General features: G+C 48.8%; 26 protein-coding genes. 22 read left to right on the forward strand and 4 right to left on the reverse strand.

Annotated elements, in window-relative coordinates:
* The 16 genes from L5462_RS00675 to L5462_RS00750 all read left to right on the forward strand — a co-directional run.
* Positions 1 to 617: pseudomurein-binding repeat-containing protein (locus tag L5462_RS00675; protein ID WP_237778922.1), on the forward strand; the 617-nt coding region annotated here is incomplete at its 5' end.
* A gap of 253 nt (positions 618 to 870) precedes the next feature.
* On the forward strand, positions 871 to 1,965 hold the full coding sequence (locus tag L5462_RS00680; protein WP_237779482.1) for a GTP-binding protein: 1,095 nt from the start codon (positions 871 to 873) through the stop codon (positions 1,963 to 1,965).
* Between the two features lie 68 nt (positions 1,966 to 2,033).
* Positions 2,034 to 2,810 carry a sulfide-dependent adenosine diphosphate thiazole synthase gene (locus tag L5462_RS00685; RefSeq protein ID WP_237778923.1) on the forward strand — a complete coding sequence of 259 codons (777 nt, stop codon included), beginning with the start codon at positions 2,034 to 2,036 and terminating at the stop codon, positions 2,808 to 2,810.
* On the forward strand, positions 2,810 to 3,334 hold the full coding sequence (locus tag L5462_RS00690; RefSeq protein WP_237778924.1) for an adenylate kinase family protein: 525 nt from the start codon (positions 2,810 to 2,812) through the stop codon (positions 3,332 to 3,334). The genes L5462_RS00685 and L5462_RS00690 overlap by 1 nt, the downstream gene beginning before the upstream one ends.
* A gap of 123 nt (positions 3,335 to 3,457) precedes the next feature.
* On the forward strand, positions 3,458 to 3,889 hold the full coding sequence (rnp4, locus tag L5462_RS00695; protein WP_237778925.1) for a ribonuclease P protein component 4: 432 nt from the start codon (positions 3,458 to 3,460) through the stop codon (positions 3,887 to 3,889).
* Positions 3,822 to 4,055 (forward strand): YhbY family RNA-binding protein, encoded by a 234-nt coding sequence (locus L5462_RS00700; RefSeq protein ID WP_237778926.1) that lies wholly within the window; start codon positions 3,822 to 3,824, stop codon positions 4,053 to 4,055. Before rnp4 ends, L5462_RS00700 begins: the two co-directional genes overlap by 68 nt.
* 10 nt (positions 4,056 to 4,065) lie before the next feature.
* A complete protein-coding gene (locus tag L5462_RS00705) occupies positions 4,066 to 4,503 on the forward strand; it encodes a 30S ribosomal protein S19e (protein ID WP_237778927.1) in 438 nt (145 codons plus the stop codon).
* Positions 4,504 to 4,533: 30 nt separating this feature from the next.
* Positions 4,534 to 4,869, forward strand: a complete 336-nt coding sequence (locus L5462_RS00710; RefSeq protein ID WP_237778928.1) for a DNA-binding protein — start codon at positions 4,534 to 4,536, stop codon at positions 4,867 to 4,869.
* Positions 4,866 to 5,468 (forward strand): asparagine synthase-related protein, encoded by a 603-nt coding sequence (locus L5462_RS00715; RefSeq protein ID WP_237778929.1) that lies wholly within the window; start codon positions 4,866 to 4,868, stop codon positions 5,466 to 5,468. Before L5462_RS00710 ends, L5462_RS00715 begins: the two co-directional genes overlap by 4 nt.
* Positions 5,469 to 5,624, forward strand: a complete 156-nt coding sequence (locus L5462_RS00720) for a 50S ribosomal protein L39e (protein WP_010877221.1) — start codon at positions 5,469 to 5,471, stop codon at positions 5,622 to 5,624.
* Positions 5,625 to 5,637: 13 nt separating this feature from the next.
* Positions 5,638 to 5,883 carry a 50S ribosomal protein L31e gene (locus L5462_RS00725; protein WP_237778930.1) on the forward strand — a complete coding sequence of 82 codons (246 nt, stop codon included), beginning with the start codon at positions 5,638 to 5,640 and terminating at the stop codon, positions 5,881 to 5,883.
* Positions 5,884 to 5,898: 15 nt separating this feature from the next.
* The gene (locus L5462_RS00730; protein ID WP_237778931.1) at positions 5,899 to 6,567 is read left to right on the forward strand and encodes a translation initiation factor IF-6; all 669 of its coding nucleotides are present in this window, start codon (positions 5,899 to 5,901) and stop codon (positions 6,565 to 6,567) included.
* A 3-nt stretch (positions 6,568 to 6,570) separates the two neighbouring features.
* Complete coding sequence (rpl18a, locus tag L5462_RS00735; protein WP_237778932.1) at positions 6,571 to 6,801, forward strand: 50S ribosomal protein L18Ae; 231 nt, start codon at positions 6,571 to 6,573, stop codon at positions 6,799 to 6,801.
* Positions 6,802 to 6,805: 4 nt separating this feature from the next.
* Positions 6,806 to 7,231 carry a prefoldin subunit alpha gene (gene pfdA, locus L5462_RS00740; RefSeq protein ID WP_237778933.1) on the forward strand — a complete coding sequence of 142 codons (426 nt, stop codon included), beginning with the start codon at positions 6,806 to 6,808 and terminating at the stop codon, positions 7,229 to 7,231.
* Positions 7,232 to 8,314 carry a signal recognition particle-docking protein FtsY gene (ftsY, locus tag L5462_RS00745; RefSeq protein WP_237778934.1) on the forward strand — a complete coding sequence of 361 codons (1,083 nt, stop codon included), beginning with the start codon at positions 7,232 to 7,234 and terminating at the stop codon, positions 8,312 to 8,314.
* A gap of 78 nt (positions 8,315 to 8,392) precedes the next feature.
* Entirely contained in the window at positions 8,393 to 9,703 is a 1,311-nt protein-coding gene (locus L5462_RS00750) for a GAF domain-containing protein (protein WP_237778935.1), read from the forward strand.
* 55 nt (positions 9,704 to 9,758) lie between these two features.
* Here L5462_RS00750 and dmpI read toward each other — a convergent pair whose 3' ends face one another.
* The gene (dmpI, locus tag L5462_RS00755) at positions 9,759 to 9,944 is read right to left on the reverse strand and encodes a 4-oxalocrotonate tautomerase DmpI (protein WP_237778936.1); all 186 of its coding nucleotides are present in this window, start codon (positions 9,942 to 9,944) and stop codon (positions 9,759 to 9,761) included.
* A gap of 90 nt (positions 9,945 to 10,034) precedes the next feature.
* Between dmpI and L5462_RS00760 the strand changes: the two genes are divergently transcribed.
* Positions 10,035 to 10,487, forward strand: coding sequence for a deoxyuridine 5'-triphosphate nucleotidohydrolase (locus tag L5462_RS00760; RefSeq protein ID WP_237778937.1), 453 nt, complete (start codon positions 10,035 to 10,037; stop codon positions 10,485 to 10,487).
* Between the two features lie 5 nt (positions 10,488 to 10,492).
* Here L5462_RS00760 and acs read toward each other — a convergent pair whose 3' ends face one another.
* Positions 10,493 to 12,454 (reverse strand): acetate--CoA ligase, encoded by a 1,962-nt coding sequence (gene acs / locus L5462_RS00765; RefSeq protein WP_237778938.1) that lies wholly within the window; start codon positions 12,452 to 12,454, stop codon positions 10,493 to 10,495.
* Between the two features lie 69 nt (positions 12,455 to 12,523).
* On the opposite strand from acs, the gene L5462_RS00770 reads away from it, so the two are divergent.
* Positions 12,524 to 14,092 carry a thiamine pyrophosphate-binding protein gene (locus L5462_RS00770; RefSeq protein WP_237778939.1) on the forward strand — a complete coding sequence of 523 codons (1,569 nt, stop codon included), beginning with the start codon at positions 12,524 to 12,526 and terminating at the stop codon, positions 14,090 to 14,092.
* Between the two features lie 55 nt (positions 14,093 to 14,147).
* Here L5462_RS00770 and L5462_RS00775 read toward each other — a convergent pair whose 3' ends face one another.
* Complete coding sequence (locus L5462_RS00775; protein ID WP_237779483.1) at positions 14,148 to 15,305, reverse strand: alanine--glyoxylate aminotransferase family protein; 1,158 nt, start codon at positions 15,303 to 15,305, stop codon at positions 14,148 to 14,150.
* Between the two features lie 205 nt (positions 15,306 to 15,510).
* Between L5462_RS00775 and L5462_RS00780 the strand changes: the two genes are divergently transcribed.
* Both L5462_RS00780 and L5462_RS00785 read left to right on the forward strand, forming a co-directional pair.
* Positions 15,511 to 16,209 carry a 6-hydroxymethylpterin diphosphokinase MptE-like protein gene (locus tag L5462_RS00780; RefSeq protein WP_237778940.1) on the forward strand — a complete coding sequence of 233 codons (699 nt, stop codon included), beginning with the start codon at positions 15,511 to 15,513 and terminating at the stop codon, positions 16,207 to 16,209.
* Between the two features lie 425 nt (positions 16,210 to 16,634).
* On the forward strand, positions 16,635 to 17,759 hold the full coding sequence (locus tag L5462_RS00785; protein ID WP_237778941.1) for an ORC1-type DNA replication protein: 1,125 nt from the start codon (positions 16,635 to 16,637) through the stop codon (positions 17,757 to 17,759).
* On the opposite strand, the gene L5462_RS00790 is transcribed toward L5462_RS00785, so the two are convergent.
* Positions 17,760 to 17,930 carry a hypothetical protein gene (locus tag L5462_RS00790; RefSeq protein WP_237778942.1) on the reverse strand — a complete coding sequence of 57 codons (171 nt, stop codon included), beginning with the start codon at positions 17,928 to 17,930 and terminating at the stop codon, positions 17,760 to 17,762.
* 125 nt (positions 17,931 to 18,055) lie between these two features.
* Between L5462_RS00790 and L5462_RS00795 the strand changes: the two genes are divergently transcribed.
* Positions 18,056 to 18,478 carry an archease gene (locus L5462_RS00795; RefSeq protein WP_237778943.1) on the forward strand — a complete coding sequence of 141 codons (423 nt, stop codon included), beginning with the start codon at positions 18,056 to 18,058 and terminating at the stop codon, positions 18,476 to 18,478.
* Positions 18,479 to 18,503: 25 nt separating this feature from the next.
* The gene (locus L5462_RS00800) at positions 18,504 to 19,952 is read left to right on the forward strand and encodes an RtcB family protein (RefSeq protein ID WP_237778944.1); all 1,449 of its coding nucleotides are present in this window, start codon (positions 18,504 to 18,506) and stop codon (positions 19,950 to 19,952) included.

Below are 19,952 nucleotides of genomic sequence, written 5' to 3' on the forward strand. Positions count from 1 at the left end.
AGGATATGTTAAGGCGCTACGAGGATTTTGTGAGGATCAATGGCCGTGAACCTAATACAATATACATTGAACAAGGTAAAAGTGACCATGTTCCTTTAGGAACATTCAAGGATATGTTAAGGCGCTACGAGGATTTTGTGAGGATCAATGGCCGTGAACCTAATTATATCAGCATTCAACCTCAACCATCTTTAAAAGGGCCTTGGACAACTAAGGTCATCGAAAAGATAGGTACTTTTCATGATGCAACGAGCCTCTATGAACAGGTGAAAAAGACTTGCAAGTATAAATATTACTATAATGATCAGGTCCCCAATCATGTTGCAGTCATGAGAATGACAACAAGCGGGATAAACTGTACTGATGCCTGTCAGTTGTTTCAGCGTGTCATGGAAGAAATGGGGTACATGGTGAAAATAGAACATGTCCAGGTCAAGTGCAGTGACGGGGAGTGGTACGGCCACTACCTTCTAAATGTCAAAGGTTACGAATTCAAAGACTGGGTCATATGGGATTACGTATCTGCAACAAAGACGGGAAGACCATTAGGGAAACCTTGCTGCTTAAATGGACTTAAACATCTGGGATGGGGTATAGTCTCCCCCAAACATGACTAAAAAAAGAAAAAAGAAGGTAGGGCATTAAATATGACAGAAACACATGTCCATATGTTTATTTCTTGGCATTGACCATAAAGGTTAATGTATTATTATTATATGAAATAGTATGTCAAAATAGGATTAAAAGTAAACAAAAAAACCAACATTTATGATATAAAATTATAAGGGAAAATATTTAATAATGTGGATTAGAGAACATTGAATGATTACACTGATTTTGCCCCGCTTCAACAATGTTCATGTGAGTATTATGGATATCGAGGAGAAGATCAAAAAGATAGAAGAGGAGATACAGAGGACCCCCTACAACAAGGCCACCGCACACCATATAGGGAAACTGAAGGCGAAGATCTCCCGCCTGAAGGAGGAGGCCCTCCAGCGAAGGTCATCCTCAGGGAAGGGGAAGGGTTTCCATATAAAGAAATCAGGCGACTCCACCGTTGTGCTTATCGGTTTCCCCTCTGTCGGTAAATCCACCCTCCTCAACGAACTCACCAATGCAGAGTCAAAGGTTGGGGAGTACCAGTTCACAACACTTGAGATAGTGCCTGGTGTGATGGAGTACCGTGGGGCTCAGATACAGATCTTCGACATACCAGGGATAATCACCGGTGCCTCCCGCGGTAAGGGCCGTGGAAGGGAGATACTGTCGGTTGCAAGGAGCGCTGACCTCATAGTCATTGTGCTGGATGTCTTCAACACGGACCACATGGACGTGATTCTACGTGAACTTCGGGATGTTGGCATAAGACCCAATGAGACGCCCCCAGATGTGACCGTGAAGAGGAGAAAACTGGGTGGTGTGAAGCTGTCATCAACAGTTGAACTGACCCACCTTGATGAGAGGATCATACGCTCTGTGCTCAATGAGTATGGCATCCACAATGCCGATGTACTCATAAGGGAGGATATAACCGTTGACCAGTTCATAGATGTTATGGAGGCAAACCGCGCCTACATACCGGCCATCACAGTTATAAACAAGATAGACCTTGTGGATGAATCCTATCTGAACCATATAAAGCACGAATTTCCAGATGCCCTGCTGATATCTGCAGACAGGAACCTGAACATCGATGAGCTCAGGGAGGAAATATTTAACCGCCTTGGGCTTATAAGGATATACATGAAGCCACAGGGACAGAAGGCAGACTACAGTGAACCACTGATAATTAAGGAGGGTTCAACCGTTGGTGACGTGTGTCAGAAACTCCACAGAGACTTTGTCCGTAAATTCCGGCACGCCAGGGTCTGGGGTAGCTCGGTTAAATTTGACGGTCAGAAGGTGGGAATCGACCATGTCCTCAACGATGAGGATGTGCTGAGGATCATCATAAAGAAGTGAACTCCCATTTGGAGGAACAATTAAATAGAAATGTGTATCACGAACACATATCACTTGAAGGTGTGAAGATGAAACTTGACGATATAAAAATTTCAAGAGCCATTGTTGAAGGATACATGGAGGAACTCCTGGACTACATGGAAATGGACGTTGCAATTGGTGGAGGGGGACCCTCCGGACTTACAGCAGGCTACTACCTTGCAAGGGCGGGCCTGAAGGTTGCCCTCTTTGAGAGAAAGCTCTCCATAGGTGGGGGTATGTGGGGCGGCGGTATGATGTTCAACAAGATCGTTGTCCAGGATGAGGGTAAGGAGATCCTGGATGAGTTTGGTGTAAGGTCAAAGCCCTACGATGAAGGATACCATGTTGCAGACTCTGTTGAGGCAACATCAACCCTCTGCTCAAGGGCATGCCAGGCAGGCCTCAAGATATTCAACCTCATGAGCATAGAGGACGTTATGATACGTGACGAGGGCATAACAGGTCTTGTGCTTAACTGGAGCTCTGTTGAGATGGCCGGACTCCACGTTGACCCCCTCACCGTTAGGGCAGGGGCTGTTATAGATGCAACCGGCCATGACTGTGAGATAGTGAAGGTCGTGGAGCGGAAGATAGGCCCGGAACTCAACACCCCCGATGGCAGGATACAGGGTGAAAGGTCAATGTGGGCCGATGTGGGTGAGGCCGCCCTCATAGATAACACCCGCGAGGTCTACCCCAACCTCTATGTGGCTGGTATGGCGAGCAACGCAGTCTACGGCGCCCCACGTATGGGCCCCATATTCGGGGGTATGCTGGTCTCAGGTCGAAGGGTTGCAGAGATGATAATTGAAAAGCTGAAATAATGAGGCCCATCTGCATAACAGGAACCCCTGGTGTTGGTAAGAGTACCGTGGCTGGAATTCTCGGGGATTCCGGTTTCAGGGTCCTTTCCGTGGGTGAACTTGCGCTGGAGGAGGGTTTCATCCTTGGAAGTAACCCTGACCGTGGTTACCTTGAGGTGGACATTGAATCCCTCTGCAGACACGTTGAGGGCCTTGAGGGTGACGATGCCATCCTCGAGGGTCACCTCTCCCATCTCTGTGGCTGCTGCAGCATGGTGATAGTGCTGAGGCTCCACCCAAAAATCCTTGAGGGGCGCCTTAAGGCAAGGGGTTACCCTGAGGAGAAGATCGCTGAGAACCTTGAGGCCGAGGCCCTGGACGTGTGCCTGGTGGAGGCTGTTGAGATCCATGGTGATAGGGTCCACGAGGTTGATACAACCGGCAGATCAGCCAGCGCGGTTGCCGGTATCATAAAGGATATTATAAATGGTTCCATGGTGTGCCCGCCGGGTGGGGTTGACTTCTCAGGATGGCTCCTTGGTTGATGGAAAAACTTTTTAAATATGGAAACACAAACCACTTATAATATTCTTCTTGTGCTTAAGTTACAACACCATCTTAATGTGCAAGATCAGGGATGTTCTATTCCGTTTGTGAGAGGTTAAACCTTGAGGAGAGGAAAGAGACCCGGATGGATGCTGAAAATTGCCCGTGAGAGAATAGACATCCTCTTCAGAATGGCTGACCGTGAATTTGCGGCCAACCCGGGGAGATCGCACAGGTACACCGAACTTGCAAGAAACATATCTATGAAGTACCGTGTAAGGATTCCCAGAGAGTGGAGAAGGAGGTTCTGCAGGAGGTGTTACAGCTTCCTCAAACCAGGTTCAAACTGCACCGTAAGGATATCCGGTGGGAAGGTTAATTTTAGGTGTCATGAGTGCGGTCACATCATGAGATTCCCCTACATTCAGGAAAAAAAACAGAAAAGGAGAAATAAAATTGAGTCTCACACCATCAAAAAAGGAACTGATGAGCAGGTCACTTTCGGCGCTCACAATAAACGTGGGAAAGGCAGGAGTGACCGAAAGTCTCATTGAAGAGGTCAGGAGGCAGTTGAAGGCAAATGAACTTATAAAGATAAGATTCGCCAGGACAGTGGCCTCACAAAAAGAAAGCTATATTACCGAGATAGTTGAAAAAACAAATTCTAAGCTCATAGATTTAAGAGGAAATGTGGCAATAATTTTCAAAAAAAGATCTTAGGAGGATAAATATGACTACAGTTTATGATGTGCCAGCAGATCTGCTTATAAATAAGGTTGCCGAGGACCTTAAGAAGGATGGTAAAGTTAAATCCCCTGAGTGGGTTAACTTTGTCAAGACAGGTGTCCACAAGGAAAGAAGGCCCGAGAACCCTGACTGGTGGTATGTGAGGGCAGCTGCCCTTCTGAGGAGGGTCTATATCGATGGGCCTGTGGGTGTTAACAGCCTCAGGACCCACTACGGCGGTAAAAAGGATAGGGGTTCACGGCCAGAAAGGTTCAGAAGGGGAAGCGGTGCAATAATAAGGAGAGCCCTTCAGCAGCTTGAAGAATCAGGCCTCATAACAAAGGAGGATGGTGGGAGAGTCGTAACACCTGAAGGTCGTTCATTCCTTGATAAGGCTGCCGCTGAAGTAAAAAAAGAAGTTGAAGGCCTTGAGAATTACTGAAAAAATTAAGGGGCCTGGGAGGTTTTCTAATTGACAGACCTCGAAGAAATACGTCGCAAAAAGATGCTGGAACTCCAGCAGAGGGCACAGCAACAGGCAATGGAAACTGAAGCCCAGGAGCAGATGCGTCAGCAGCTGGAAATGCGGAAGAAACAGATAATGATGCAGATACTCACCCCTGAAGCCCGCAGCCGTCTTGCAAATCTGAGGCTTACAAGGCCAGAATTCGTTGAGCAGATAGAACTCCAGCTGATACAGCTGGCCCAGATGGGTCGTGTGAGGTCAAAGATAACAGATGAACAGCTAAAGGAGCTGCTCAAGAAAGTTTCTGGCAAAAAAAGGGAGATAAAGATCAGTAGAAAATGAATGCATGCGTACTCTACAGTGGCGGTAAGGACAGCTCACTGATGGCTGTGATGCTCCAGAGGATGGGGATCCAGGCTGAACTTGTAACTGTGAACTTTGGTGTCTATGATTCCTGGAGACCCGCATCCATGGCTGCAGATGCCCTGGGATTCAAACACAGGGTCCTTGAACTCAGTGGGGATGTGATCAGGGAAGCCACTGAAATGATAATAAATGATGGGTTCCCCAATAACGGTATAATGCATATACACAGAAGCGCCGTTGAGGCCGCTGCAGCTGAGTATGATCTGGTTGCTGATGGAACGCGACGTGATGACAGGACCCCAAAGCTTACAAGGGATGAAATACAGAGTCTTGAAGACCGTAGAGATGTTGAATATGTGAACCTTGATGGTTTTGGTTACAGGACCATCAACAGATTCGCTTCAGAGTTATTCACACTTAAAAGGGAGAAGAGTAATCCTGAAAACAGCTCCGACTATGAGGTTGAGGTTCGCCTCCTCATGGAGAAGATGGGCTGCAGATCAGAGTCATTCTTCCCCGTTCACTTCCAGACCAGGGTTACTGGCTGGAAAGATCCACAGCAAGGAGGACGCTGAATGAGTAGAAACAAACATGTTGCCAGGAAACTTAGAATGGCGAAGGCTAACAGACAGAACAGAAGGGTGCCCGCATGGGTGATGGTTAAAACCAATTACAGGGTCAGAAGCCATCCAAAGATGAGGCACTGGAGAAGGACCAAACTCAAGGTATAGGAGGGATCTTAACATGGAAAGAATTTACGTTATACCCCTGCGGAAGGCAAAGGAAGTTCCAAGAACCATAAGAGCACCGAAGGCTGTTAAGATTGTCAGAGAATTTCTCATGAAACACATGAAGACAGACACCGTTAAAATTGATGAATCCATCAACGAAAAAATCTGGGAAAGGGGTATCCAGAAGATTCCCCCCAGGATAAAGGTCAGAGCCGTCAAGGATGATGACGGCGTGGTGGAAGCCATTCTCGAAGAATAAAAAAAATGGTGGATTATGATCAGAAGGATCAACCTCAGCGGAAACCCCAACATTGGAGTCTACATCTCTGTAACTGACAGTGTGGCCCTCATACCTGTTAATACATCCCCAAAATTTGAGGATGCATTGAGGGAGGCCCTTGAAGTTGAAGTCCTGAGGACATCCCTCAGTGGCAGCAGCCTAAACGGGGCGCTTTCGGTTGGAAATTCAAACGGTTTCGTGGTTTCAAATCAGGCAATGGACCGTGAAGTTGAGGCGCTCATGGCTGCAGGTCTTGAGGTTACCCGTATCCCCGACAGGTTCACGGCGGTTGGCAACCTTGTTCTGGCCAATGATAATGGTGCCGTTGCAAGTCCACTGCTATCAGAGGATGCCCTGAACGTTATAGGGGATGTTCTTGAGGTTGATGTTAAAGTATCCACAGTTGCAGGCCTCAACATCATAGGATCCCTGGGGGCTGTGACCAACCGCGGAGCACTCCTGCACCCCCACATCTCAGAGAACGAGCTGAGGGTCGTGGAGGGGACCCTGGGGGTGGAGGCAGATGTTGGCACCGTCAACCATGGTGTAGCACTTGTAGGTGCCTGCTCAGCAGCCAACTCAAATGGTGTCCTTGTGGGTGAAGAAACCACAGGACCTGAACTTGCAAGGATAGAAGAAGCTTTAGGTTTTCTTGAGGGATGAAAAATGAAAACGAAGATATTTAGGGTTAAAGGAAGGTTCCAGATGGGTGATAAACTTCAGCCATTCACAAAGGAACTCAAGGCAATAAAGGAAGAGGAGATCTACGAGAGACTATACTCCGAATTCGGAAGTAAACACAGGGTTCCAAGAAGCAAGGTTATGATTGAGGAGATAGAGGAGATATCACCCGAGGAGGTAGAGGACCCGGTGGTCAGGGCGCTGGTCCAGAGGTGATCCCATGGAAGACCAGCAGAAACTTGAGGAGATAGTGAACCAGCTAAACATTTACCAGAGCCAGGCTGAACTCATCCAGCAGCAGATGGAGGCTGTCCGGGCAACAATCAGCGAACTGGAGATACTTGAAAACACCCTGAAGGACATTCAGGGAAAGGATGGCTCTGAAACCCTTGTACCTGTTGGTGCCGGTTCCTTCATAAAGGCAGAACTCAAGGAGACAGAAGAGGTCATAATGAGTGTCGGTGCGGGTGTTGCCATAAAGAAGAACTTTGAGGACGCCATGAAAACCATCGACTCACAGAAGAAGGAACTTGAGGCAACACTCCAGAAAATGGGGGAAAACCTCCGCAAAATAACTGACATCATCCTTAAACTATCTCCTCAGGCAGAGGAACTCCTTAAAAGGGTAAGGGGAAGTGAGGAGTAAGTGTTTGAATCTCTGAAGAAAAAATTCACTGAAACAGTGGGGAAGATCACCGAGAAGGTATCTTCAGGTGCTGAAGCCCCATCTGAGGGTGAGAAGGTCTCCCCAGAAGAGAGCAGCCCTGAGCCTGTGGCAGCTGATGCAACCCAGAAGATAGAAACTGAGAATCCCATTCCAGAAGCGGAGGATAATGAAACTGAGGACCGGAGCGATGAAGAGGGCTCAGGTTTCCTTTCATTTTTCAGAGAAAAGAAGATATCAGAGAAGGACGTTGAGGACGTCCTCTGGGAACTGGAAATGGCCCTCCTTGAAAGTGATGTGGCCCTTGAAGTGGCCGAAAGAATCGTTGAGGAACTCAGGGAGGAGCTGGTTGGTAAGAAGGTTAAGAGGAGTACCGAGATCTCAGATTACACAAGGGAGGCCCTTAAAAAGGCCGTCATGGATGTTCTGAGTGTTGATGGCGTTAAAATCAGAGAACTTGCAGAAAAAAGGAAGCCCCTGGTCATAATGTTCGTGGGTATAAACGGTACAGGTAAGACAACAACCATCGCCAAGGTGGCCAGGTACTTCATGAGGATGGGTCTTGAACCTGTTATGGCTGCAGCAGACACTTTCCGTGCCGGGGCGATAGAGCAGATACATGAACACGCAGATAAACTTGGTGTTAAAATTATAAGCCATCGAAAGGGAGCTGATCCTGCTGCAGTGGCCTTCGATGCCGTATCCCATGCGAAGGCTCAGGGTAAGGATGTTGTCCTCATAGACACGGCTGGGAGAATGCAGACAAACGTCAATCTCATGGATGAGATGGCCAAGATAAAGAGGGTTGTGAAGCCTGACCTCATAGTATTTGTTGGTGATGCCCTTACAGGTAACGACGCCATTGAACAGGCAACAAAATTTGATGAAACCGTGGGCATAGATGCCGTTATCCTCACCAAGGCTGATGCCGATGCCCGTGGCGGAGCAGCCCTATCCATAGGTTACATGATCCGTAAACCAATAATATTCCTCGGTACAGGGCAGGGATACGATGACATCATGGAATTCCGGCCTGAATGGATGGCCGATCAGCTGTTTACCTGACCTGATTATCAGCTTTATTAGCAGTCATCCCTCCACATCATCCAAAAATTTTTATACAATGCGATCCATTTTTATACAATGCGATCTCCACTTCCCATAGAGGGTGGGCTCAAGATGACTGCAAGGATACTGCTGGTTGAGGATGAGGCAATAACTGCAATGGACCTCCAGAGGAAACTGGAATTTCAGGGATACGATGTGACTGGAATTGCACACAGCGGGGAGGCTGCAGTTGAACTTGCAGAGAAACACCGGCCAGACCTTATTCTCATGGACATAATCCTCAGGGGCCCCATGAGTGGAGTGGAAGCTGCAGATAAGATAAAAGAGCTTGATATACCCGTTGTTTTTCTATCAGCACACTCCGAGGAATCCACGATGGAGAGTGCCGGAGAGGTTGAGCCATACGGTTACCTCATAAAGCCATTTGATGAGAAGGAACTCTTTTTCACAATAGAACTGGCCATCCAGAGGCACAGAAGCGAAAGGAAGATAAGAAAACTCAACCGTTCCCTTAGGATGCTAAGTGACTGTAACCAGGCCATAGTCAGGATCAAGGATACTGAAGAACTCTTAAGGGAGATATGCAGGATCATGGTTGATGTGGGCGGTTACAGGATGGCCTGGATAGGATTTAAGGAGGATGATGAATTCAGATCCGTCCGTCCGGTTGCAGATTATGGGTTCCATGATGGATACCTCGACTCAATAAGGGTGAGCTGGGGTGAGGGCAGGTACAGCGAGGGACCCACAGGAAGGTCCATAAAGGAGGGGAAATCCGTAATTATAAGGGATACAGAGAATGATCCATCATTCGCGCCGTGGAGGGATGAGGCCATTGACAGGGGGTACATGTCTGTTATGGGACTTCCCATCAGGGTCAGGGGCGAGAATATCGGAGCCCTCACCGTTTACTCCTCAGAGAAGGATTCATTCGACCCTGAGGAGGTGGAACTCCTGGGTGAACTTGCAGGTGACATATCATTCCGCCTTGAATCTGAAATCGTCCTGGGTGAAATGGAGAAAAGGATAGCTGAACTTGAAACAAGGGAGAAGTTGTTCAGGAAAATTTTTGAGTCAACCCCTCTGGCCATACTCAACTTCAGAATTGGGGATGATATCCGGATTGATGAACTAAATAGAGCAGCCTCAATCTTAACCGGCCTGGAAACTGCAGGTGGTGAGAGCATTGAGGATGTGCTCAGCGGTCTTCAGGAGGATGATTTAAACGAGATAACCAGGGCAGCTAAGAGGGGTGAGGATTCCAGGTGGAAACGTCTTCAGTACCGTAACGACGATTCTGTGAAGTCTCTGGAATTGAGAACCGTTAAAACCTCCCGGGACACTGTAACAGTATTTTTAATTGATCTTCCTCCAGCTGAAAATTAAAAAATCTTAAATTACTCCCTTAACCGCCCCTCACCTGAAAATTAAAAAAATCTGATCAATCCCTGTCACAGAGGAGTATCCCCCCAACACCAACATCCTCGGGTGGGACCTCCCTTATGAGCACTGTTATGGTTGACTCTGGAAGGCCCATCACCTCACTTGAGACCTCTGTTATGCGTTTTACGAGTTCCCTCTTCTTTTCCCTTGTCAGCTTGTTGCAGCTTATCTGAATAACAGGCATGGTACCACCAGATATAACTATGGAGTCACATCTAATAAGTCTTAAACTGGATGAGCTTATATAACCAGTATCAACAGAGAGGAATGAGATATGATCGGAGAAAAGGAGTTAATAAGGCTTTTTCCGGATTTCAAGGAACTTGTGCAACCTGCAGGGATTGACCTCCGTGTTGATGAGGTTTACCGGCAGACGGGGCCAGGTTCACTGATTGATGATGAAAAGGATCTGCCGCCCCTTGAAAGGCTGGATCCCCCTGTATACACACTGGAACCTGGGAAATCATATCTTGTGAGTGTGGATAGAAGGATAGAGATACCTGAGGGTTATGCCATGCTTTACCTTCCAAGGTCTACTCTGCTGAGATCCTTTGTATCGGTCCACACCGCGGTTGGGGACCCGGGATTCAAAGGAACGCTCCAGTTCCTTGTCCAGAACTGTGGAGAATATGAGTACAGGATCAAAAGGGGTGAGAGGATAGCACAGGGAGTTGTATTCCCTGTTAAGGGCTCTGGGAGGTACAGTGGGAGCTACCAGGAGGACTGATTGGATTAAATTGTCTGAAGCCTCTCCTCAAGCATCCTCACAGATTCAGGGTTTGAGAGTGTGCTCAGATCACCAGTATCCTCACCCCTTATAAGGGCCTTTATAACCCTCCTCATTATCTTACCTGAACGTGTTTTTGGGAGGTCCTCAACGAATTCAATGTAACTCGGGCTTGCTATGGGTCCTATTTCTCTCCTGACGTGCTCCCTCAGAACGCCCTTGAGGCGTGGTACCGGTTTCACGGTGTCCCTGAGTGTCACGAATGCCGCTATCTCCTCACCCTTCAGTATATCCGGTTTTCCGACCACCGCGGCCTCGACAACGTCAGGGTGACTTACAAGGGCCGATTCAACCTCGGCGGTGCTTATTCTATGACCCGCGACATTGAGGACATCATCCTCCCTTCCCTGTATCCAGAAGTAGCCATCCTCGTCTATCCTTGCGACATCCCCGCTAAGGTAAACCCCCTGGAAGGTGCTCCAGTACGCCTCCACATACCTCTCAGGTTCCCTGAACAGTGTCCTGAACATTGCAGGCCAGGGAGTCCTTATAACCAGGTGCCCTCCGCTTCCACGTATGCTCTCACCGTTATCATCAACCACATCAGCCACCACTGTGGGGAAGGGCTTCCCTGCAGACCCCGGCTTGAGCGGTGTTACAGGAAGAGGTGTTATCATGTGCATCCCGGTCTCTGTCTGCCACCAGGTGTCCATGATGGGGCATCTGCCACCACCAATCATCCTGTAGTACCACATCCATGCCTCAGGGTTTATTGGTTCACCCACAGATCCAAGGAGCCTGAGGGTGCTGAGGTCATACTTTTCAGGCCACTTGTTCCCGTACTTCATGAAGAGCCTGACGGTTGTGGGGGCAGTGTAGAATATGGTAACACCGTACCTTTCAATCATGCTCCATATCCTTCCAGGGTCCGGGTAATCAGGGGCCCCCTCATACATAACCGATGTTGAGCCCTCAATGAGGGGGGCGTAGACTATGTAGCTGTGACCCGTTATCCACCCTATATCCGCTGCGCACCACCATATGTCCCTCTCCTTCACATCAAATACAAACCTGTAGGTGGAACTTACACCAGCTGCGTAGCCTCCATGTGTGTGCACCACACCCTTGGGTTTTCCTGTTGTGCCCGATGTGTAGAGTATGAAGAGTGGATCCTCCGGGTCGAGCTCCTCACAGGGACATTCATCGCTCATCCCCTCAACTGCATCCTCCCAGCGCACATCCCGTCCCTCAACCATGTTCACTTCCTCGCCGAGCCTGTCAACGACTATGACTCTCTCAAGTGATGGTATGTCATCTGCCACCATATCAAGGGTCTCCTTGAGCCTTATTATCTTGCCCCTCCGGTAGAATGCATCTGCAGTTATTGCAACCTTTGCCTCTGCATCTGCAGCCCTCTCACGAAACGCCTTGGCCCAGAATCCGCTGAATACGACGCTGTGAACGGCCCCTATCCTTGCGCATGCCAGCATAGCAACTGGAAGCTCCGGGACCATTGGAAGGTAGATGCTCACACGGTCCCCCTTCCCGACACCCATACCTTTAAGTGCATTGGCAAGACGGTTAACCTCACGGTAGAGGTCATAGTAGGTGAGCTTTCTGACGCTACCATCCTCACCCTCCCATATATAGGCGACCCTGTTCTTTTCAGGGCCAGCTACGTGCCTGTCAAGTGCATTGTAGGTTATATTGAACTTTCCGCCTGTGAACCATCTGGCATGGGGTGGTTCCCATTCAAGGACCCTCTCATATGGAGTGAACCATTCAAGTTCAGATGCCATTTCATCCCAGAACCATTCAGGATCTGACCTGGCCCTCTCAAGGAGCTCATCATAATCATCTATGCCGTGTTGATCCATCCAGATCCTTATATTGCTGTTTTTAACTGTCTCATAATCTGGATTGAAAATTCGTTCCTCCTTAAGGAGAGAATCTAGCTGCCCGCTCATAATAAACCCCCACTTATGGTAATTTTTCTATTTCATGATTTAAATAGTTGGCAGAATATACTTGAAGTCATGAAGGTGTGCGCAGAGATACTCACAGAGATACTTGAGGAGGCGGGTTTCACCCACATATTCGGGCATCCAGGTGAACAGATACTACCCCTCTATGAGGCCCTCAGAAAATCGGAGATCCAGCATGTTCTCATGAGGCACGAGCAGGGGGCTGTCCATGCGGCAGATGGCTACGCCCGGGCCTCTGGAAGGCCAGGGATATGTGTGGCCACCGGTGGTCCCGGCGCCCTGAACCTTGTGATGGGGGTGGCCGCTGCAAACACCGATTCAGTGCCCCTCATAGCCCTAACAGGGGACCTGGCCCAGGGTGAAGGTGGCGGCAGGTTCCAGGAGGCAGACATAGAGGGTGTATTCAGTCCAGTTGTGAAGAAAAGTAGAACCGCCCGTAATGGGGAGGATGCTGCCCTCGCACTCATTGAAGCCCTCGATGCATTTGAAATGGGAGTCACAGGTGTGATGCACATCAACCTCCCCAAGGACGTGCTTGAGGAGGGGGTGGGGACCATTGAAAAACCCCCCAGCACACCCGTTAGAACACCACGCCTTGATGATGCCATTGAAGTTCTGAGGTCAGCAGAAAAGCCCCTGGTCCTGGCAGGGGCGGGTATAATCTGGGCCGGAGCCGTTGAGGAGTTCAGGAAATTTATCGCTGAAAACCAGCTCCCGGTTGTGACGACCTACAGCGGGAGGGGTGTTCTCCCCGAGGACCACCCCCTCTGCCTTGGAATGGCAGGTACAAGGGGGACTCCCGCAGGAAATTATGCTGCAAGGGAATGTGATGTTCTCCTGGTGCTCGGATCAAGGCTCTCAGATAGGACCTCAGCGGCGATTGATAACCCCAGGATTATACACGTTAATACAGATCCTCATGTTCTCAGGGGAGATTTCAGGTTAAATATGAATGTGAGGGACTTTCTGATGCATGGTATTCATGTGAAACATCCTTTTAGATGGTTAAGGGAACTTCATGGCTTCAGAGCAAAAAATCCATCCCTCTATGATTTACCTCTTGGCGAAGAGAAAATCCTTAAGACTTCCTCAGCTGTCCGGAAGATCCTCGATGCGGCACCAGATGCGATTGTGGTCAGTGACGCAGGAAGTCACACAACCTGGGTCACCCTCCACCGGAAGGTTCTCAGGGAACGCAGCCTCCTCTTCTCCGGGGGGTTCGGACCCATGGGATATGGCCTGCCGGCTGCAGTGGGTGCGAAACTTGCAAGGCCGGATGACGATGTTCTGCTGGTGGCAGGGGACGGGGGTTTCCAGATGACCATGCAGGAACTCGGGACCGTGGCTGAACTGGACCTTGGAATCACCATGTGCATACTGAACAACAGGCAGCTTGATGTTATAAGGCAGTGGCAGGAGATGAAATACGGTGCAAGCTACTCTGTTAAGATGAGGAACCCTGATTTTGTGAGGCTTGCAGGTGCATATGGTATAGGTGCAGAGAGGGTTTATGAAATTGATGACGTTGCAGGGGCCGTTGAGAGGGGTCTTGATTCAGGAGAACCCTATCTCGTGGAGTTAATGGTTGAAGAAGAGAACATACCGCTGCCAGATTTATAGATCTAGGAAAAAAGGAATTTTGGCCTGAAAAAAGAATTAAAGGAAATAATCCAGTTCAGACATCCTCAGGGAGGTAGGTGTCAGCGACCGCAGCCACTGCCTCCCCCATTTCAACTTCAAAGCCCAGCTCCCTTAGGGTCATCTCCAGGGCTGAGAATGTTATTATGAGTTCTCTGTGGGTTATGTTACCCATGTGGCCTATCCTGAATATCTTGCCTTTGAGGTGGTCCTGGCCCCCTGCTAGTTCAACGTGGTACTTGTTCCTCATTGTCCCCCTTAGTTCCCCATCGGTGACGCCCTCAGGGAGATTAACGGCCGTCACTGTGGTGGATGATACCGATTCATCAGGGAATAGTTCAAGGTTGAGGGCCTTTACAGCATTCCTGGTTGCCTCAGCTGCCAGTTTATGCCTCTTTATCCTGTTGTTGAGTCCCTCCTCCATTATCACCTTAAGGGCCTCGTGCATTGCGTATATCAGTGAGACTGCAGGTGTGTAGGGGGTTTCAGGTGGCTCTGCATCCCCGCTCTTCCTGTACTTCTTGAGGTTCAGGTAGTATGTCCTGGGGTTATCCACCGATTCGACAGCTTTCCAGGCATCGTCACTGAGTGTTATGGCTGCCATGCCAGGTGGGGCTGCAAGGCACTTCTGGGAGCCGGTCACGCAGATGTCTATGCCGTAGCCGTCAACATCAACCTCGTCCCCACCAAGGGATGAAACCGTGTCAACTATGTAGAGGGCATCATAATCCGCCATTATCTTACCTATCTCCCTTATTGGGTTTGCAACACCGGTTGATGTCTCATTGTGGACAACGGTGACTGCCTTTATATCATCATTCTCCTCAAGCATATATCCTATCTCATCAGGGTTGACGGCGCTGCCCCACTCCACATCTATCCTGATTGATTCCCCGCCAAAGGCCTCCACTATCTGTGCAAACCTCTGACCGAATTTGCCTCCAACAACGTTCAGGACCCTGTCACCGGGTTCAATGATGTTTGCAACCGCCGCCTCCATGGCAGCCGTCCCCGACCCTGTTAGCAGGTAAGATTTATTGTTTGTCCTGAAGACATCGGACATCATCTCGGTTGTTTCAGTGAGTATTTTACCGAACAGTGCACTCCTGTGGTTAACAATGTTCTCTGACATTGCCTTAAGGACTCTCTGGGCCACCCGTGTTGGCCCGGGGATCATAAGCAGTGTTTCATCCATTTCCAAAAAACCTCCAGATTCAAGTGGATTCTGTAACCTGTACTTATTTTTAATCCGTGCATTTAAAAAGATTTACACATGTGATGATGCCATAAAGTTCAAGTTGGAGAACCACATGGAGTCGCTGGAACTTTGCCATTGGATGAAACCAGAAAGTTTGTGTCTGATCAAAAGAATCATATATCACCCCCGCTAGATTTGTCCCATGGAAATGGAAGTCTGGCTCGAATGGTATGGGAGAATACTTGATGATTTTGGATTCAGCAGGAAGGCCGATGAGGAGTCTGCATCCTACCTGGAATCCTTCCTGAGGGAACATGGCTGCCCGGGACCCGAAAGCCTGGCGGTTCCCTCACTGGACTTCATCGTATTCGGTGCTGGGCCATCACTCAGAGAACACGTTAAAAGATTCAAACTGCTCGGAAGGGATGTTACCATAGTGGCGGCAGATGGTGCAACAACAGCGCTTCTTGAGGAGGGTTTAATCCCCCATATAATCGTGACAGACCTTGACGGTAGAATGGAGGATATAATTGAGGCCAACAGGAGGGGGGCATACCTCGTGGTTCATGCCCATGGAAACAACCTTGAAGCGCTCAGGAAGTATCTGCCACGCCTCCAGAACTTTATTGGGACAACCCAGAGTGTCCCCTATGGATGCATATACAATTTTGGGGGCTTCACAGATGGTGACCGGGCCGTTTTCCTTGCAGAGGCTCTCGGTGCAGAAACCGTGATACTGGCCGGTATGGACTTCGGTGAGGTTGTAACCAGATACTCAAGGCCGGATATGGGTTCCGAAACAGGAAGGGCGGATCCAGTTAAGAGGCTCAAACTTGAATATGCTGAGAGACTGATAGAGTGGATTGAAAGGAATGGAAGGATCCAGCTAGAGAGATGGTAGCCTTGTCAGAAAGCTATGCAGCATATAAATGCTGTACCCCCCAACATGATCATCCGATTTGATGATCTTTAAAGTGATGAACCATGTCTTCAGTCTAAGCATGCCCTCTAACGGTTGGATTAACGTCATCCGGTTATCAGATGCTTTTAGTAGTGATTTCCACCAGACGCCCTAATCATGAAATTAAAATGTGGATTCATATTCTATTTGATTTTAAACTGATTCCTTCATAGACGCGATTAACGCGGGACTCCCCAAGAAAAAACCCCCATTAACCCATTACCCTCAGACACATGCAACCCTCCAAAGGATACCTAAACCCCAGATAAAAACCTTATTAAGTCGTTACCAGATAAATCATTCTGAATATCTTCATGTGCTCTACAAAAAATCCACATGCCCATTCAAAACAAGCTGTGAATGATATGAAGGATATAAGGGATATACTGCTTCATGATGAAACCATATTCAGGGATATGAATGCCTTTGACCCTGACTATGTCCCTGAGAACTACAGGTACAGGGAATCCCAGATGGAGGCCCTTGCAGTCTGCATAAGACCTGCCCTGAGGAATGGGAGGCCCGTGAATGCCGTTATACTGGGGTCCTGTGCAACAGGCAAGACCACCGCCATCAAAAAGATCTTTGAAATGGTTGAGTCAACATCCGAAAACGTCGTCTGCTGCTATATAAACTGTCAGCTTCACACCACAAGATTCGGTATCTTCTCACAGATCTACAGCAAAATATTCGGGCATCAGCCCCCTGAAACAGGCGTCCCGTTCTCCAGGATCTACCAGGCAATAATGCAGCACCTGTCCAGTGAAAACAGGGCGCTTGTGGTGGCCCTGGATGATATAAACCACCTATTTTACAGTAAAAACGCCAACAAGGTCCTTTACGATATACTGCGGGCCCATGAGGTGTTTGAGGGTGTAAGAACCGGTGTATTCGCGGTTTTATCTGACATTGAATTCAGGTACGCCCTTGATAAAAACGTCAACTCCATATTCATACCCCAGGAAATCATATTCCCACCATACACCCGTGAGGAGATATTCAATATCCTCAGAGATCGTGTTAGGGTGGGCTTCTATCCAGGCGTAATCTCAGATGAACTCGTCGATAGAATAACCGATCACACTGTGGATACCGGGGATCTGCGCTACGGCATAGACCTCCTGAGGGTGTGCGGCAACCTTGCAGAGGCAGACGCCTCACCCCTAATAACAGAGGAACACCTTGAAAGGGCTATGAGGAGCGCCGGGCCGGTTAACCTCATGCACACCGTGAGGACACTCAACAGACAGGAAAGAGAGTTTCTCCTGAGCATGATCGAGGCTGAGGATGACGACATAACCGCTGGCAGACTCTATGAGCTCTTTCATGAGAGGACAGGGGCGAGTTACTCGTCATTCAACAGGACAATTGAGAAGCTGGAATTCCTAAGGCTCATTGACACTAGACTGACAGGTAGGGGTGTTCGTGGTAATTCAAGGATTGTGATCCCCAGATTCAGCAGGGATGAACTTAAGAGGTGTCTGGACTGATCAGACCCCCGCAGGGCAGTTGGAGTTGGTCCCTGCCGCCACCATGAGAAGGCCCCATACTATGACAGAAAGTACCAATGATATTAAGATGAATGATCCTGGATCAACACCGGCCACTGTCAGCAGCCAGAACCTTCTCCTGATACTGTTTGGTTTCCTGAGACTGTGCATACTACCACTCCATTATCATCTTCACCAGGGATTTATTTAAAAAAAGAGATAGAGAGCATCTGAAAACTAACCAGGAAAATGAAATACCGGTGGCCCCTCTGAATCAGATAAATGGAGAGTCCCCAATGAAAAGGTTTGAATTCTTTGATGTGACTGCAGATGCAGGATACTGGGCCTATGGCCGTACACCAGAGGAGGTGTTTGAAAACGCCGCCCTTGCAATGTTCGAGATAATGACAGACACATCACTTGTCAAAGCAGAGGAAAGCAGGAGGGTGGAAATAAAATCAGAGGATATGGTTTCACTACTCTATGACTGGCTTGACGAACTCCTCTTTATACATGACACTGAATTTATTTTATTCAGTAAGTTCAAAGTTAAGATAACTGAAGATGATGATGGCTTTCGGCTTAGAGGTAAAGCCTCAGGAGAGGTGATCAAGGACCACCATGAGAGGCGTGATGAGGTTAAAGCCGTGACATTTCACATGATGGATATCCTTGAAGAGGATGGACTCATAAAGGCAAGAGTTATTCTGGATCTGTGATTTATAAGTAGAGAGGATGATGCGCATGGATATAAGGGAAGAGCTGGTTAAGGTAAGAGAATCCGTCTGGGAAGTTCCAACATCATATAAGAAGGGAATGAGGGTTCCTGGAAGAATATTCCTGAATGATGAGGCCCTCAGGGACCTTGAGAAGGGGGCGGTTGATCAGGTTGCAAACGTTGCATGCCTCCCCGGTATCCAGAAGTTCTCAATTGGACTTCCAGATATACACTTCGGATACGGGTTCAGCATAGGGGGTGTTGGGGCATTCAGTGCCCGTACAGGAGTCATAAGCCCTGGAGGTGTTGGATTCGACATAAACTGTGGTGTCCGCATGGTCAGAACCAATCTGGACCATGAGGATGTGAAGCCAAAGATAAAGGAACTCATAAACACCCTCTTCACCAACGTACCATCCGGCGTTGGGAGCAAGGGAAAAATAAGGCTCAGACCCGGTGAAATCGATGAGGTTCTTGAAAACGGGGCCGAATGGGCCGTTGAAAATGGATACGGATGGGATCAGGACCTCAAATTCCTGGAGGAGAACGGCAAAATGGAGGATGCCAGTGCAGATAAGGTCAGCGATAAGGCCAAGAAGAGGGGCATACCCCAGCTGGGATCCCTTGGATCAGGTAACCACTTCCTTGAGGTCCAGATGATAGATGAGATATTCAATGAGGAGGCTGCCGCCGCCTACGGTGTGAGTCCAGGTAAGGTCGCCGTTATGATACACTCAGGTTCAAGGGGCTGCGGCCACCAGGTATGCTCAGACTACCTGAGGCTCATGGACAAGGCATACAGGAGATACAAGATAAACATACCTGACAGGCAGCTTGCCTGCGCCCCTGTGGATTCAGATGAGGCCATGGATTACTTCCAGGCCATGGCAGCCGCAGCAAATTATGCCTGGGCCAACCGTCAGATGATAGTCCACTGGGTGAGGGAGTCCTTTGAAAGCGTCTTCGGTATGAGTGCAGAGGACATGGAGATGGAGATCGTCTATGACGTGGCACACAACATAGCAAAGAGGGAGGTCCACAATGTAAAGGGGCGTGATACAGAGCTCTTCGTCCACCGTAAGGGGGCAACAAGGGCCTTTGGGCCAGGTAGAAAGGAGATTCCCGGGGAGTACAGGAAGATAGGTCAGCCAGTCATAATTCCAGGTACCATGGGAACATCATCCTATCTACTCCACGGAACAGAGGTTGCAATGGATGAAACCTTCGGTTCGACCGCCCACGGGGCCGGGAGAAAGATGAGCCGTGCCGGTGCAAAGAAAACCTACCGTGGAGAGGAGGTTCAGAGAAAACTTGAAAGTGAGGGCATCTATGTGCGGGCAACATCCATGCCAGTGGTTGCAGAGGAGGCCCCCGGTGCCTACAAGGATGTTGACCTGGTGGTCAGGACAGCCCATGAGACCGGCATATCCAGGCTTGTTGCAAGGATGCTTCCACTGGGAGTTGCAAAGGGATAG

The organism is Methanothermobacter sp. K4, from assembly GCF_022014235.1.
In the GTDB taxonomy this organism is placed as follows: Archaea; Methanobacteriota; Methanobacteria; order Methanobacteriales; family Methanothermobacteraceae; genus Methanothermobacter.